Genomic DNA, 14,067 nt, shown 5'->3' with positions numbered 1-14,067 from the left:
GAAGCATGCCTCTCCTTCCCGGCATCCAGGCCAGTCAGAATACGCATTCTCTAAAGGCAGGCATCACCGAACCGCCCCATTCACCATGATAGCGCTCCAGCAGCCGCTCGGCGGGTGTTCGGCCCGAGGCGACGATCTCTTCGGCATAGACGAGGTGCTTCGTCTCGTCCTGCCCGGCCCCATCGAGATAGGCGCGGCGCTTGAGGCCCTCGCGTGAGAGGGAGAGCGCATCGCGCGCGACGTCCTGAACGGAGCGTCCGGCGACCTGTGCTTTCAGCGCGAGCTTCGGCACGTCGGCGCGCAGTTGCTCGCGCTGCTCAGGCTTCCAGTTCTTCACGAGTTCCCAGGCGCCATCGAGAGCAGCCTCGTCGTACAGCAATCCGGCCCAGAACGCGGAGAGCGCGACGATGTGCCGAGCATGACCCACATCCGCGCCACGCATTTCCATGTAGCGCTTCAGGCGCACTTCCGGAAACAGGGTGGAGACGTGGTTGGCCCAGTCGGAGCGCGTTGCGCGCTCGCCCGGCAATTGCGAGAGCTTGCCCGCAAGCAGATCGCGGAACGAGGCACCGGCAACGTCATGATAGGTCGCATCGCGCTTGACGAAATACATCGGCACGTCGAGCGCCCAATCGACATAACGCTCGTAGCCGAAGCCATCCTCGAAAGCGAAGGCGATCATGCCCGTGCGGTCTCTGTCCGTATCGCGCCAGATTTCAGAGCGCATGGACAGAAAACCGTTCGGCTTGCCGTCGGTGAACGGAGAGTTGGCAAAGATCGCTGTCGCGATGGGCTGCAGCGCAAGCGAGACGCGCAGCTTCTTCACCATGTCGGCTTCCGACCCGTAATCCATGTTCACCTGCACGGTCGACGTGCGGTACATCATGTCGAGGCCGCGTGAGCCGACCTTCGGCATATAATTTGTCATGATGCGATAGCGCTTCTTCGGCATGACGGGCGTCTCGGCACGCGTCCACAGAGGACTCATGCCGAGCGTCAGAAAGCCGATACCGAGCGTGTCGCCGATGATCTTCACATCGTCGAGATGCTTTGCGGTTTCCTGCGCCGTCTCATGAAGCGTCTTGAGCGGCGCGCCGGAGAGCTCGAATTGTCCGCCGGGCTCCAGCGAGATGGCGCCGCCCCCCTCCTCATCGAACAGGCCGATGGGATGGTCGTCCTCCATGATGGGTTCCCAGCCCGTCCGCCCCTGCAGGCCCTCGAGGAGCGCGCGAATGCCTTTGCCCCCGTTATAGGGAACGGGGGAGGCATCGGCCTTGTAGAAGGGAACTTTCTCGTGCTCGGTGCCCAACCGCCACGTCTCGCGCGGCTTCTCACCTTCAGCGATCCACTCGACGAGCTCGGAACGCGCGCCAATGGGGGTCGTATCGGATACGTCCCGCGCCATACATCACCTCATCCAAAAAGCGCGTTCAAGGCGCGCCGACTCAGGTCGAGACTAGATAGGCGGGTTAAGGCCAAGCTGCAATGAGGGGCGGCCTCACAAAGTGCGGAGCCATTTAGAGCCTCAATGGCGGATGACCAGATCCCCCGTGGTCTCGGCGGAGAGCCAATCGACGACGCCAGCCAAAGCATCCCGGCTTGAGAGGCCGCGGCCGAGAGCCTCCGTGTAGAGGGTAAGCTGCTGGTCGGCGCTGGTGCCCCGGGCGACGATCCAGCGGGCAAGATCCACCTCGCGCTCGCAGCCGAGCTCCTTGGCATCGTCCGCAATCAGGTCGAGGACGTCGTCGAGCATCTCACGGACAGGCTTGGCGCTGCGGGTCTTCTCGTCCACGAAGCTGCCATGGATGCCGTAGCGCATCGCGCGCCAGCTGTTCTCGTCATTGATGGCGCGGGACGCGCCGGTCTGGCCGGCATTGAGCTTGGGGTCGAGACTCAAGCGGCGCACGAGGCAGCGGTAGAGGGCGGCAATAGCGATGGTGTCGTCCACGCGTGTGCAGCTGTCCGCCACACGCAGCTCAAGCGTCGGATGCGTGAGCGAGGGGCGGATCACCCACCACACATAGCTCGAGTTCTCGATGGCGCGGGCGGCCACCAGCGTGTCGATGTAGCGCCGGTAATCCTCGGCATTCTCGAACAGGTCCGGCAGCCCGGTGCGCGGCAGTTCGCGATAGGCGGCCAATCGATAGCCCAGAAGTCCCGTGCGCTGCGCCTGCCAGAAGGGTGACGAGGTGGAAAGCGCGAGCAGCAGCGGGAGATAAGGCTGGATGCGGTTCATGATGTCCACGCGCGCCGCCAGATCCGGCACTTCCACATGCACATGCATGCCGCACAGAATCGTGCGGCTGCCGATCATCTGCAGATCGTGCATCACCTTGCCGTAGCGCGGCTGCGCATTGTTGGCGCGCACGCGCGACCAGACCGCGAGCGGATGCGTGCCGGAGGCCATGATGGACAGGTTGAAGTCGCGGGCAATCGTCCCCACGGACGAGCGCAAGCCGGAAAGCTGCGAGCGGGCCTGCGCAAAATCGACCATCGGCTTGGTGGCGATCTCGATCTGAGGCTCGAGCATCTCGGGCTGGATATCATCCGAGAGCTGTGCCCTGCAGGAGGCAAAGAACTCCTTGATTCTGCTCTTGGCCACGTCCCGCTTCGTGGCATCGTTCACGAAATACTCTTCTTCGATGCCGAACTTGAAATCCCAGCTCATTTCCCGGTTCCTCTATTTGTTTTTCAGGAATGACCCTTGCATGCGCAGGCAGGCCCGCCACCGCACCAAACTCAGGCCGAATGGGGCATGAGTGGGGCGAATCGGCGCCAAACTGCTAAGCTTCTGATGCTAGAGGCGAATTGGCGTGGCCCTTCGTCGGATGGGCGCGTCAGTTCCAGTCGCCGAGCACCGATTGAACGATCGCGAGGGCTGCCACTGCGGCAGTATCGGCTCGCAGGATGCGCGGTCCCAACGATACGCGAACACATCTTTCGTGGGCGGCGACAAGCGCTCTCTCCTGGTCGGTAAAGCCCCCTTCGGGGCCCACGATAACGGCAACGCCTGATGGTTTGTTCCCAAGCCTGGCCAGAGCTTCGACCGGGTTGGCGACGGCCGCGTCCTCGTCGCAGAACACAAGAACGCGATTCTTGTCCAAGCCCTTGAGGAAACGCTCTAAATTCTCCTCTTCGCGCACCTCCGGGATCGTCAGAATCCCGCATTGTTCTGCCGCCTCGATGACGTTCGCGCGCATGCGCTCAAGGTTCACGCGCGTGCTCTGGGTGCGGTGGGTGATGACGGGCTGAAGGACGCCTGCGCCCATCTCCACGGCCTTCTGAACCATGTAGTCGAGGCGTGCATGCTTGAGGGGAGCGAAGGCATAGACGAGATCGGGCTGTGCCGTCTGCTCGCGGATTCTTTCCATGCAGACCAGATCGGCGGATTTGCGCCCTTCCACAGAGACTTCGGCCCGCCATTCCCCATCCTGGCCGTTGAAGATCAGCGCGCTCTCGCCGGCTCTGAGGCGTAGGACATTCAACAGGTAATTGGCCTGTGCCCGGTCGAGGGCGATCCTCGCATCCTTTTGAAGCGGCGAATCGACGAAGAGGCGGGGCGCGTTGAAATCGTACTCGGCCATGGAAACCTTGGGGATATGAGCCCCCCGAGCTTTATCAACTTCCCGGGGCGATGGGGAGGGGAAGAGAAACCGTGCTCATCTGAAATTCAGGTGCGCCATGGCACAGCTTGAGGGATCAGGCGACCAATCGCCCCTTGGCCTTGGGGCAGCGAACCTGTTAACAGAGCACAGGCGCGCGAGACGTCGCGGGCTTTTTGAAGGGTTTTTGCCATGACGCACATCCGTTCGACCTTGATGGCCGCGCTTGCCGCCGGTGGCATTTTCGCATCCGCTCCTGCCTTTGCGCAGTCGAGCGCCTGCCAGGATGGGCAGAAGATCCTCCTCGAGCGCCAGGAGATCATCAAGCAGGTCACCGCGCTCACCGGCGGGGGCAAGAAGAAGCAGATCGATCCCCGAGCCGCCTGCACGGTATTCGGCAAGCTCGTGACCAACGGCGATGCCGGCCTGAAATGGATGACCACCAACAAGGATTGGTGCCAGGTTCCCGATCAGGTGGTCCAGAACTTCGAGCAGGATCACAAGCGTGCCCAGACCTTCAAGGGCCAGGCTTGCGGAGCCGCCGCGAAGATGGCCGAGATGGAGAAACGCGCCAAGCAGCAGGCCCAGCAGCAGCAACAGGGTGGTCCCCGCATGGGCGGTGGCCTGACCGGCACGCTGAGCGTGCCGAAGGGTGCTCTCTAAGCAAGGTTCATCGCCATGGAGCGCCCCGGGGCATCCTCCCTTCCCGATGCCGTGCGCGGCCATTGGGCCGACCGGTGGGCCCCAGTGGGCTTACGCCCGTATTTGCGCCTGGCGCGGATCGAGCGCCCCATCGGCTGGTGGCTGCTGCTGCTCCCCTGCTGGTGGTCGGCGGGACTGGCTGCGATCGTGAAGGGACAGCCCTGGCCCGACCCGCTCCATTGCCTTCTCTTCCTGATCGGCGCTGTCGCCATGCGCGGCGCAGGCTGCACCTATAACGACATCGTCGACCGGGACCTCGACATCCGGGTGGAGCGCACCCGGCAGCGCCCCCTGCCCTCCGGCCAGGTGAGCCTCAAAGGTGCGCTGGCCTTCCTCGGGCTTCAGGCCTTGGTCGGGCTTCTCGTCCTTCTCCAGTTCAACACCTTCGCCATCGCGGTGGGCTTCGGCTCGCTCGGGGTCGTGGCGCTTTATCCCTTCATGAAGCGGTTCTTCTGGATGCCGCAGATTGTGCTGGGCCTCGCCTTTTCCTGGGGCGCACTGATGGGCTGGGCGGCGGCCTTCGGATCTTTGAGCCTCGCCCCGATCCTGCTCTATGTCGCCAGCGTCGCCTGGGTGGTCGGCTACGACACGATCTATGCCCTGCAGGATATCGAGGACGATGAGATTGCCGGGATCAAATCCTCCGCTCGCTTTTTCGGCGAGCGCGTGAGGATGGGTGTGGGCATCTGCTATGCCTTGACGATCGTGCTCATGACGGCGGCCTTCATCGAGGCTGATGTCGGGCTTTCATCCTATCTTGGCCTTGGCCTCTTCGCTCTGCATCTCGGTCGGCAGGTGGCCCGCATCGACCGCTCCGATGGCGCAGGGGCTTTACGCCTTTTCCGCTCGAATCGCGATGCCGGGCTGATCCTCTTCGCCGCCATGGTGGCCGATGCCCTGCTTTGAGCCCCGCCGCAGGGCCTTCGCGGGGAAACAGGGTTTCTTCGCCGCCTTCCCTAGCATCCGCCGCGGACCCCTCCCATCTTGAAGCCGATGCTTTCCTCTTCCGCCGATTTCCTTGTCCACCTCGCCGCAGCCGTACGCGACGCCGCGCGCCAAGCTGGCGCTTTGGCGCTGCCCTATTTCCGCGCGGGCGAGCAGACGGCGGCGCGGCTCTGGTACAAGGGCCAGAATTCCTTGGGCCAGAGCTCCCCGGTGACGGAAGCGGACATTGCTCTCGACACCTTCCTGAAGGAGCACCTGACCCGTCTTTTTCCCGAGGCCGGCTGGCTGTCGGAGGAAACGGCGGACGATCCCGCCCGGCTCGAGCGCAGCCATGTGTGGGTGGTCGATCCCATCGACGGCACGCGCGCCTTCGCCTCAGGTCATCCCGACTGGGCGATCTCCATCGCCCTTGTGAAGGATGGGATGCCGGTGCTCGGCGTTCTTCATGCCCCCATTCACGAGCAGACCTACGAGGCCATCCTCGGCGGTGGAGCCTGGCGCAATGGACAAAGGCTTCAATTGTCCGAGACGGAGGCCCCTGCCCCCGCCCGCGTGGCAGGCCCGAAGCCGCTGGTGGACCGGTTCGAGCGCAACACCGGTCCCGTCGAGCGCCTGCCCAAGGTGCCCTCTCTAGCCCTGAGGCTCGCCCGCGTCGCGGAGGGCTCCATCGATGTCGGGCTCGTTTCCCATAATTCACAGGACTGGGATATTGCCGCCGCCGATCTTATCCTCCGGGAGGCAGGCGGCCGTTTGACGGATTTTGCAGGCCTGCCGCCGACTTACAACAAGCCTCACCCCAGCCATGGCGAGATGATTGCCGTTGCGTCACGGTTGCATCCTCGTGCTATTGGGGCCATGAGGAACTGAACACGGTTTGCCTCACAGCAACATTCCATTCCCGCACCTCTTCAGAAGAGTTCTGAATCCATGACCGACACGCCTGGCAAACAGCTTCTTCACCTGGTTTTCGGCGGCGAGCTCACCAGCCTTGAGTCCGTTGATTTCAAGGATCTCTCCAAGCTCGACATCGTCGGAATCTTCCCGAACTACGCCACGGCTCACGCCGCCTGGAAGGCCAAGGCTCAGGCCACCGTGGACAATGCACAGGTGCGCTACTTCATCGTTCACCTGCACCGCCTGCTGGAGCCGCAGGCTTAAAGCCTTCAAGGCCACGATGGATCTCGTCAAACGCATCGCGCGCTCGCGCCCGGTCCAGGAGACCTTGGGTTTCCTGGTCGCGAGCTATCTCAAGTTCGTGCAGCGCACGAACCGGTTCGTCATGGAACCGGCGGATGCCTATGACCGGATCGGCCCTCAGATGCCCGTGATCGCCGCCATGTGGCACGGGCAGCACTTCATGATCCACTTCGCCAAGCGCCCGCAGGACCGCGCGGCGAGTCTCGTCTCCCGCTCCGGTGACGGCGAGTTCAATGCCCTTGCGCTGCGCCATCTCGGCATCCGGGCCATCCGGGGCTCGGGCGCGCGGGGCCGCGACATCCGTAAGAAGGGCGGCGCCCAGGCCATGCGCGCCATGCTCAAAGCTCTGGCAGGCGGAGAGATGGTCGTCATGACGGCCGACATCCCGAAGATCTCGCGAGTCTGCGGCCAGGGCATCATCACTCTGGCGCAGATGTCGGGTCGCCCCATCGTTCCCGTAGCCGTGGTCACGAGTCGCCGCATCGATTTCAACAGCTGGGACAAGGCGAGTATCGGCCTGCCCTTCGGGCGCGGCGCCATGGTGCTGGGCGAGCCGGTGCATGTGCCGCGCGACGCGGATGTCGATGCGCTCGAAACCTTCCGCCTGCAGGTGGAGCGGGAGCTCGACGCCATCCATGAGCGGGCCTATGCGCTTGTGGGCTCGAGAGATCCCGGCGCGAAAGCGGCCCCGGCCCTTGCAGAAGGCTCGCGCGCATGAGCACCCCGGTCCTCTTCAAGGCCTATCGCACGGCCACGGCCATTCTCGAACCTGCCGTTCTCGGGCTTCTTCTGTGGCGCCAGCGGAAAGGGCGCGAGGATCGCACGCGCCTCGGCGAGCGTCAGGGCTATCCCAGCCGCCAGAGACCGAAGGGCCACCTGATCTGGGTGCACGGCGCCAGCATCGGCGAGACCCTGTCGCTGCTGCCCATCGTCGAGCGCCTGACCCAGCGCGGCCTCACGGTCCTCGTAACCTCCGGCACCCGCACCTCGGCTTCCCTGATCGCCCGGCGCCTGCCACCTGGCGCCGTGCATCAGTTCATGCCTCTCGACGTGCCGCGCTATATCCGGCGCTTCCTCGATCACTGGCAGCCTGATCTCGCCCTGATTGCGGAATCCGAGATCTGGCCCAACACGGTCATGGCTCTCGACGAGCGGCATATCCCGCTCGTGATGGTCAACGGGCGCATGTCCGACCGCTCGTTCCAGCGCTGGCAGAAACTCCCGGGCATCATCCGGAGGCTGCTCGAGCGCTTCGCCCTGTGCCTGGCCCAGACCCAGGACGATGCGGAGCGGCTTGCCCGCCTTGGCGCGCCTCGCGTCGTCATGACGGGCAATCTCAAGTTCGATGCCGCCCCTCCCCCGGCCGATCCGCGCGTCGTGGCACATCTCTCCGGTCTCGTCGCAGGCCGTCCCGTGTGGCTTGCCGCCAGCACCCATGCTGGCGAGGAAGGTGTGATCATCGCGGTGCATCGGGCGCTCGCCAAGAGGCACCCGCACCTGCTCACCATCATCGCACCCCGCCACCCCCATCGTGGACCGGAGGTTGCGGCCATCGCGGCACAGGCAGGCTTGCGGGCGAGCCGCCGTTCGGAGGGCATTCACCCTGACCGTGCAACCGATGTTTACGTGGCCGATACGGTGGGCGAGATGGGATTGTTCTATCGCCTGTCCCCCATCGTGGTGATGGGCGGATCACTGGTCGCTCACGGAGGGCAAAATCCCATCGAGCCTGCGAAGCTCGGCGCAGCGATCCTGCATGGCCCTCACGTTCACAACTTCGAGGACGTCTATCACGCGATCGATCTCGCGCGCGGCGCCCTGATGGTGAAGGACTCAACGGCCCTTGCGCGGGCGGTCAGCGAACTTCTGACGAACACGGCACTCACCCGCGACATGGCCCGGGCCGCCGGAGAGGCCGTGCAGGCCTTAGGGGGCGCAGTGGAGCGCACCATGCAGTCCATCGAGCCGTTCATCGTGCAGGCGAAGCTCGGAGCGCGACGCTGATGCGCGCCCCCTCCTGGTGGCAGAGCAGATCCTCACTCCTCGCGAATATCTTGCGTCCAGCAGGTCTCGTTTACGGCGCAATCGCCGGAAGCAGAATGAAAAGGCAAGGCGAGCGCGCAGATCTGCCCGTCATCTGCATCGGCAATTTCACCGCCGGTGGCGCCGGCAAGACGCCCGCAGCCTTGGCTCTTGCGGAGTTTTTGGAGATCGCCGGGGAGAGCCCTGCCTTCCTGTCGCGTGGCTATGGCGGCAGTCTCAAGGGCCCCGTGCAGGTCCGGCCGGATCATAAGGCTCTCGACGTAGGCGATGAACCACTTCTCCTCGCGGCCAAGGCTCCCACGATCGTGTCCGCGGACCGGCCTGCAGGAGCACGTCTCGCCCATGAAATCGGTGCGACCGTGCTGATCATGGATGACGGCTTGCAGAATCCGTCTCTCCAGAAAGACTGCGCGATTGCCATCGTCGATGGAGCAACCGGCATCGGCAACGGACTGCCTTTGCCTGCAGGTCCCTTGCGCGCGCCCATGGAGGCGCAATGGCCTGCGGTCGATGCGGTTCTCGTGATCGGACAAGGTGAACCCGGCGAAGCCGTGGCGCGTCGGGCGGCTGTCCTGAACAAGCGTATTTTCAAAGGCAGTCTGGTGCCCGATCCGAAGTCGGCCGAAAAGCTGAATGGGCAGAAGGTTCTGGCCTTTGCGGGAATCGGGCGGCCGGAAAAATTCTTCGATACCTTGCGTGCCTGTGGCGCCGTCGTCGAAGAGCCCCGCGCCTTCCCCGATCATCACCCCTACAGCAGGAGCGATCTCGACAGCCTTCGCAGGGAGGCTGAAGAGCGCGGCCTCATGGCGGTCACAACGGAGAAGGACTTCGCGCGGATCACAGGCCTGAATGGCGCGAATGCTTGGCAGAACCTGATGGTGCTGCCCGTGGGCCTTCAGTTCGAAGACGAAGCGACGCTCCGCAATTTCGTGCTGCGCAAGATCAGCGACCGTCGCCTGCGCCGTTCCTGAAATCGATCACCACCGCATCGTGCGGACCCGAAGGGCCACGTTAGTGAAAAGTGGACCCGGTTTTCCGCTTAAAACGATACGTTACCCCTGAGTATGAGCATCGGATTGAGCCCAGAGAGGCAAATCCACTTTTCCCGTCAGATGCTCTAGCCTTCGCCCCCATGGGGCTTTTGCCCCGTGATGCGCATCATCACGGCTTCCGGCGAGGCATAGGCTTCCTGCAGTTCCACGCTCCAATACTTCAGCTCATCGAGCGGGATGGTCTCGCCGGTCACGGCGCAGCGGACGAAAGCCCCAGGCTTGATGACCCGCAGGTTGCTGTCGAGATATTGTACGACGGCCTCACCGCCACCGCGCTCATGTCTGTTCATCATCCCGGCCATCGTAAATTTGGACGCATCCTTATAAAGGTGCGTGCGGGGACACCGCTTTTCAATGCCCTGTCAGAACAGAGCGCCCTGCTCTTCCGTCGCAACGAGCTTCGGCTTGACAGGTTTCGGCCGTGATCCGATGCGACCGCCGGTGGCATCGACCTTGCCGTCAGCAAATTCGAGCACGAGCGCCTGTCCGTCGAGCACCGCATCCGCTGAGCGCAAAGGCTGGCCTTCCGCATCGCGCACGAGTGCGAAACCGCGTTCGAGCACGGACTTGTAGTTGAGGCTGTCGAAGAGCTTCGACACCGCCTCCAGGCGATCGGCCTTGCGTGCGAGCTGACCTTTCAGAGCAGGCGCCAGACGTTCGGCCACGCGCTGCGTGAGTTCGGTCGATTGCGCGATGCGCGTGCGCTCGGCGCGCAGCAACGTCTCTCGCGAGACGACGAGGCGGCGATCGAGCTGCTTGAGGGTTTCCTCGCGCAAAGTCACCAAACGACAGACTGCGTTGTAGGGACGCGAGCCGACCGCATCGAGCTTGGCGCGCATGCGCGCGACGTTCGCGACCGGTGACACATGCGCGAGCTGGCGCGCGACTTTGAGCAGCCGCTCCTCGTGTCCGCGCGCGTTGCGCGAGAGCGCGGGATAGAGCTTCGTCGCTGCGAGATCGAGCCGCTGACGCTTGGGCGAGAACAACGCCTCCGGCGTCGGCAGCGCGCGTGCCGTAGCACGCAGATCGGAACGCCGACGCTCGATCACCCGCAGCATGGTCTCCGTATGGCGTCGGGAGAGATCGTTGACACCGGCCATGAGTTCGACGCGCACCGGCACCACCATTTCGGCAGCGCCTGTCGGCGTCGGCGCACGCACGTCGGCGGCGTAATCGACGAGCGTCGTGTCGGTCTCGTGCCCGACCGCGGAGACGAGCGGTATGTCGCTCTCGGCAGCGGCGCGCACCACAATCTCTTCGTTGAAGCCCCACAGGTCTTCGATGGAGCCGCCGCCGCGCGCGACGATGAGCACGTCGGGACGCGGAACCTTGCCGCCGGGCTGAAGGGCATTGAAGCCGCGAATGGCGGCGGCCACTTCCGCAGCGCAGGTGTCGCCCTGCACGCGCACGGGCCAAACCAGCACATGGCGCGGAAAGCGATCCTCCAGCCGATGGAGGATGTCGCGGATCACCGCGCCCGTCGGCGAGGTGACGACTCCGATCACCTTGGGCAGGAACGGCAGCCGCCTCTTGCGCTCGGCCGCAAACAGCCCTTCGGCCGTCAGCTTGCGGCGGCGCTCTTCCAAGAGCGCCATGAGGGCGCCGATGCCGGCGGGCTCCAGCGTGTCGACGACGATCTGATATTTGGACGAGCCCGGAAAGGTGGTGATGCGCCCGGTGGCGATGACCTCCATCCCCTCCTCGGGACGGATCTTGAGCTTGGCGAAGGAGCCCTTCCAGATCACCGCATCGATGCGGGCATTCTGGTCCTTCAGGCAGAAATAGGCATGGCCTGAGGAATGGGGCCCGCGATAGCCCGACACCTCGCCCCGAAGGCGCACGAAACCGAAGGCATCCTCGAGAGTGCGCTTGAGAGCGCCCGCAAGGTCCGTGACCGACCATTCATGGGCGTTGGAGGGAACTTTTTCTGCGAACATGAGGAGAACCTAATCGCTCTGCCCCGGGTCTGCCAAGGCCACGAGAGCCGATGACCAGACCCTGTCCGCAGCGAAGCTCGGCTTGTCCACTGCCGGAACGACGCAGGCGGAAATCAGCCCGGGGATGAGGTGTCTCCCCCGCAAGGACATCGAAATGGCGATTCCGGCCTGTGCTTTTCGGGGTAGGCGAAAAGCCTTTCAGCCGCTAAGAGCCCAAGCGTCTCCACGGAGGGCTTGAAGGCATGAACATTCTTCTCATCGGTTCCGGCGGTCGCGAGCATGCCCTGGCGCGCTTCCTGTCAGGCAGCCCTCATTGCAGCAAGCTCTTCGTCGCCCCAGGCAATCCGGGCACGGCACAAGTCGGCACCAATGTTTCGCTGGACGTGACCGACCATGAGGCGGTGATCGAATTCTGCCGCGTGATGGCCATCGATTTCGTCGTGGTGGGTCCCGAGGCGCCCCTGGTGGCCGGCCTCGTGGACGACCTGACGACTGTGGGCATCAAGGCCTTCGGCCCCAGCAAGGCCGCCGCCCAGCTCGAGGGTTCGAAAGCCTTCACCAAGGATCTCTGCGCCGAGTTCGACATTCCCACCGCCGCCTATCGGCGCTTCACGGATGCCGAGGCTGCCAAGACCTATGTACGCAATTACGGCGTGCCCATCGTCGTGAAGGCGGATGGACTTGCCGCCGGCAAGGGTGTGGTGGTCGCCATGTCCTTCGAGGATGCGGAAAGCGCCATCGACATGATGGTCGGTGGCGGGCTTGGAGCCGCCGGAGCCGAGGTGGTGATCGAGGCCTTTCTCGAAGGCGAGGAGGCGAGCTTCTTCGCGCTCTGCGACGGAACGAAGGCCATCCCCTTCGGCACGGCGCAGGATCACAAGCGCGTGTACGATGGCGACGAGGGGCCGAATACCGGCGGCATGGGCGCCTATTCGCCCGCAGCCATTCTCACGCCCGAGCTGCAGGCGCGGGTGATGCGAGAGATCATCGAACCGACGCTCAAGGGCATGGCATCACGCGGAATGCCCTATAAGGGCATTCTCTATGCGGGCCTCATGCTCACGAAGGATGGACCGCAGCTGATCGAATACAACGCGCGCCTCGGCGATCCCGAGACACAGGTGCTTCTGCCGCGCCTGACATCCGATCTCGTCGAGGCGTTTCTCGCGGCCTGCGACGGCAAGCTCGACACCGTTTCCCTCAACTGGTCCGACAAGGCTGCGCTCACGGTCGTGATGGCGGCGAAAGGATATCCGGGCTCGGTGGAGAAAGGCTCCGAAATTCGTGGGCTGGACAAAGCCGAAACGCTCGAAGACGTGATCGTCTTCCACGCCGGCACCAAGCAGGACGGCGACAGGATCGTCGCCAATGGCGGGCGCGTGCTGAACGTGACCGCTCTCGGAAAAACGATCACTGATGCGCAGGCGAAGGCCTATGAGGCGGTTGCCAGGATCGACTGGCCGGAAGGTTTCTGCCGCCGTGATATCGGCTGGCGCGCGGTGGAGCGCGAGCGGGGCTGACAAACGTCATCTCTCCCCTAGGTTCAGAAAGGCTTCGTCCCAGCAATCTGCGAGTAGTCCTTTCATGAGCAGCGACCTCTTCACTGGATTCGAGTGCCACTGGATCGACACGGAGTTCGGGCGCATCTTCGCGCGCTCGAAGGGCGACGGCCCGCCGCTGGTGCTGCTGCACGGTTTTCCGCAAACGCATGTCATGTGGCACCACCTCGCACCGGCGCTCGCCGAGACGCACAAGGTGGTGTGCATGGACCTGCGCGGCTATGGCTGGTCCACCGCGCCGAAGGGCGACGAGAGGCACGAGATTTATTCGAAGCGCGCCATGGGCCAGGATGTCATCCAGGTCATGGAAGCCTTAGGGCATGTGCGCTTCGCTGTTGCGGGGCATGATCGCGGCGCGCGCGTCGGCTACCGCTTAGCGCTCGATCATCCCGGCCGCGTGGAGCGCTTGGCTCTCCTCGACATTCTGCCGACCTATCACGTATGGCAGCAGATGAAGGCGGGCAAGATCCCCGAAGCGCATTGGGGCTATCTCTCGCAAGCCTATCCGAAGCCGGAAGAGGAAATCGCGCGCAATCCCATTCCCTATTTTGAAGGGCTGATGAAGGCCTGGTCGGCCGCAGGCGACCTCGCTGCGTTCGATCCGCGCGCCATCGAATCCTATCGGCAGAGCTGCAACGAACCCACCCGCATCCATGCCTTCTGCGAGGATTACAGGGCCGGTGCGACGCGCGACATCGAGGCCGATGAAGCGGATCTCGCGGCGGGCAAAAAGATCCAGTGCCCGACCTATCTGATCTGGAGCGACTTCTATCTCGTCAGCGGCCCCGTCGGCCACGCTCAACATCCGCTGGAGGTCTGGCAAAGGAGCTTCGCACCGAACATACATGGCATCGGCGTGACCTCGGGGCATTTCGTGGCGGAGGAGAATCCCAGCGCGACGCTGGAGGCGCTACAGGAATTCCTGAGTTCCTGAAGCCCCACGCCATCACCGCCTTGTGCCGGTGATCCCGATTGCGAAAGCGCAACGCTCTTCCAGGCCGAGATAGCCGGGACAAGCCCGGCTATGACG

General features: G+C 63.9%; 14 protein-coding genes. 9 read left to right on the top strand and 5 right to left on the bottom strand.

Translation table 11 applies throughout. The features are described 5' to 3' along the window. Positions 1-34: 34 nt before the first annotated feature. The 3 genes from ACUXUR_RS06250 to ACUXUR_RS06240 all read right to left on the bottom strand — a co-directional run bounded on the left by ACUXUR_RS06250 (position 35) and on the right by ACUXUR_RS06240 (position 3,584). Positions 35-1,405: a glutamate--cysteine ligase gene (locus ACUXUR_RS06250; protein WP_445501485.1), complete on the bottom strand. Its 1,371-nt coding sequence runs from the start codon at positions 1,403-1,405 to the stop codon at positions 35-37. A gap of 120 nt (positions 1,406-1,525) precedes the next feature. Continuing rightward, complete coding sequence (locus ACUXUR_RS06245; protein WP_445501484.1) at positions 1,526-2,668, bottom strand: carboxylate-amine ligase; 1,143 nt, start codon at positions 2,666-2,668, stop codon at positions 1,526-1,528. Positions 2,669-2,837: 169 nt separating this feature from the next. After that, on the bottom strand, positions 2,838-3,584 hold the full coding sequence (locus tag ACUXUR_RS06240) for a 16S rRNA (uracil(1498)-N(3))-methyltransferase (RefSeq protein ID WP_445501483.1): 747 nt from the start codon (positions 3,582-3,584) through the stop codon (positions 2,838-2,840). A 210-nt stretch (positions 3,585-3,794) separates the two neighbouring features. Here ACUXUR_RS06240 and ACUXUR_RS06235 point away from each other — a divergent pair, with 210 nt between their 5' ends. The 7 genes from ACUXUR_RS06235 to lpxK all read left to right on the top strand — a co-directional run bounded on the left by ACUXUR_RS06235 (position 3,795) and on the right by lpxK (position 9,460). Further along, complete coding sequence (locus ACUXUR_RS06235; RefSeq protein ID WP_445501482.1) at positions 3,795-4,265, top strand: hypothetical protein; 471 nt, start codon at positions 3,795-3,797, stop codon at positions 4,263-4,265. 15 nt (positions 4,266-4,280) lie between these two features. Then, positions 4,281-5,210 carry a 4-hydroxybenzoate octaprenyltransferase gene (ubiA, locus tag ACUXUR_RS06230; protein WP_445501481.1) on the top strand — a complete coding sequence of 310 codons (930 nt, stop codon included), beginning with the start codon at positions 4,281-4,283 and terminating at the stop codon, positions 5,208-5,210. Between the two features lie 87 nt (positions 5,211-5,297). Further along, complete coding sequence (locus tag ACUXUR_RS06225; RefSeq protein WP_445501480.1) at positions 5,298-6,116, top strand: inositol monophosphatase family protein; 819 nt, start codon at positions 5,298-5,300, stop codon at positions 6,114-6,116. A gap of 60 nt (positions 6,117-6,176) precedes the next feature. Next, a complete protein-coding gene (locus ACUXUR_RS06220) occupies positions 6,177-6,407 on the top strand; it encodes a DUF4170 domain-containing protein (protein ID WP_445501479.1) in 231 nt (76 codons plus the stop codon). A gap of 16 nt (positions 6,408-6,423) precedes the next feature. After that, positions 6,424-7,164 (top strand): lysophospholipid acyltransferase family protein, encoded by a 741-nt coding sequence (locus ACUXUR_RS06215; RefSeq protein ID WP_445501478.1) that lies wholly within the window; start codon positions 6,424-6,426, stop codon positions 7,162-7,164. Next, positions 7,161-8,450: a 3-deoxy-D-manno-octulosonic acid transferase gene (locus ACUXUR_RS06210; RefSeq protein ID WP_445501477.1), complete on the top strand. Its 1,290-nt coding sequence runs from the start codon at positions 7,161-7,163 to the stop codon at positions 8,448-8,450. The genes ACUXUR_RS06215 and ACUXUR_RS06210 overlap by 4 nt, the downstream gene beginning before the upstream one ends. Beyond that, complete coding sequence (lpxK, locus tag ACUXUR_RS06205; protein ID WP_445501476.1) at positions 8,450-9,460, top strand: tetraacyldisaccharide 4'-kinase; 1,011 nt, start codon at positions 8,450-8,452, stop codon at positions 9,458-9,460. The genes ACUXUR_RS06210 and lpxK overlap by 1 nt, the downstream gene beginning before the upstream one ends. A gap of 146 nt (positions 9,461-9,606) precedes the next feature. Here lpxK and ACUXUR_RS06200 read toward each other — a convergent pair whose 3' ends face one another. Together ACUXUR_RS06200 and xseA are read right to left on the bottom strand one after the other, a co-directional pair. After that, on the bottom strand, positions 9,607-9,834 hold the full coding sequence (locus tag ACUXUR_RS06200; RefSeq protein WP_445501475.1) for a DUF2093 domain-containing protein: 228 nt from the start codon (positions 9,832-9,834) through the stop codon (positions 9,607-9,609). Positions 9,835-9,903: 69 nt separating this feature from the next. After that, on the bottom strand, positions 9,904-11,478 hold the full coding sequence (gene xseA, locus ACUXUR_RS06195; protein ID WP_445501474.1) for an exodeoxyribonuclease VII large subunit: 1,575 nt from the start codon (positions 11,476-11,478) through the stop codon (positions 9,904-9,906). Positions 11,479-11,720: 242 nt separating this feature from the next. On the opposite strand from xseA, the gene purD reads away from it, so the two are divergent. Both purD and ACUXUR_RS06185 read left to right on the top strand, forming a co-directional pair. Further along, positions 11,721-12,998, top strand: a complete 1,278-nt coding sequence (gene purD / locus ACUXUR_RS06190; protein ID WP_445501473.1) for a phosphoribosylamine--glycine ligase — start codon at positions 11,721-11,723, stop codon at positions 12,996-12,998. 64 nt (positions 12,999-13,062) lie between these two features. After that, the gene (locus ACUXUR_RS06185) at positions 13,063-13,971 is read left to right on the top strand and encodes an alpha/beta fold hydrolase (protein ID WP_445501472.1); all 909 of its coding nucleotides are present in this window, start codon (positions 13,063-13,065) and stop codon (positions 13,969-13,971) included. The last annotated feature ends 96 nt before the right edge of the window (positions 13,972-14,067 follow it).

Source organism: Microvirga medicaginis (assembly GCF_052658925.1).
The sequence above is the reverse complement of the archived record's forward strand: the minus strand, read 5'-3'. Positions and strand labels throughout refer to the sequence as shown.

What these genes read in the sequence shown, in the direction of transcription:
- ACUXUR_RS06235 (WP_445501482.1), top strand. Translation starts at nt 3,795, where the DNA reads ATGACGCACATCCGTTCGACCTTGATGGCCGCGCTTGCCGCCGGTGGC.
- purD (WP_445501473.1), top strand. Translation starts at nt 11,721, where the DNA reads ATGAACATTCTTCTCATCGGTTCCGGCGGTCGCGAGCATGCCCTGGCG.
- xseA (WP_445501474.1), bottom strand. Translation starts at nt 11,478, where the DNA reads ATGTTCGCAGAAAAAGTTCCCTCCAACGCCCATGAATGGTCGGTCACG.
- ACUXUR_RS06250 (WP_445501485.1), bottom strand. Translation starts at nt 1,405, where the DNA reads ATGGCGCGGGACGTATCCGATACGACCCCCATTGGCGCGCGTTCCGAG.
- ACUXUR_RS06220 (WP_445501479.1), top strand. Translation starts at nt 6,177, where the DNA reads ATGACCGACACGCCTGGCAAACAGCTTCTTCACCTGGTTTTCGGCGGC.
- ubiA (WP_445501481.1), top strand. Translation starts at nt 4,281, where the DNA reads ATGGAGCGCCCCGGGGCATCCTCCCTTCCCGATGCCGTGCGCGGCCAT.
- ACUXUR_RS06210 (WP_445501477.1), top strand. Translation starts at nt 7,161, where the DNA reads ATGAGCACCCCGGTCCTCTTCAAGGCCTATCGCACGGCCACGGCCATT.
- ACUXUR_RS06240 (WP_445501483.1), bottom strand. Translation starts at nt 3,584, where the DNA reads ATGGCCGAGTACGATTTCAACGCGCCCCGCCTCTTCGTCGATTCGCCG.
- ACUXUR_RS06185 (WP_445501472.1), top strand. Translation starts at nt 13,063, where the DNA reads ATGAGCAGCGACCTCTTCACTGGATTCGAGTGCCACTGGATCGACACG.
- ACUXUR_RS06215 (WP_445501478.1), top strand. Translation starts at nt 6,424, where the DNA reads ATGGATCTCGTCAAACGCATCGCGCGCTCGCGCCCGGTCCAGGAGACC.
- ACUXUR_RS06245 (WP_445501484.1), bottom strand. Translation starts at nt 2,668, where the DNA reads ATGAGCTGGGATTTCAAGTTCGGCATCGAAGAAGAGTATTTCGTGAAC.
- ACUXUR_RS06200 (WP_445501475.1), bottom strand. Translation starts at nt 9,834, where the DNA reads ATGATGAACAGACATGAGCGCGGTGGCGGTGAGGCCGTCGTACAATAT.
- ACUXUR_RS06225 (WP_445501480.1), top strand. Translation starts at nt 5,298, where the DNA reads ATGCTTTCCTCTTCCGCCGATTTCCTTGTCCACCTCGCCGCAGCCGTA.
- lpxK (WP_445501476.1), top strand. Translation starts at nt 8,450, where the DNA reads ATGCGCGCCCCCTCCTGGTGGCAGAGCAGATCCTCACTCCTCGCGAAT.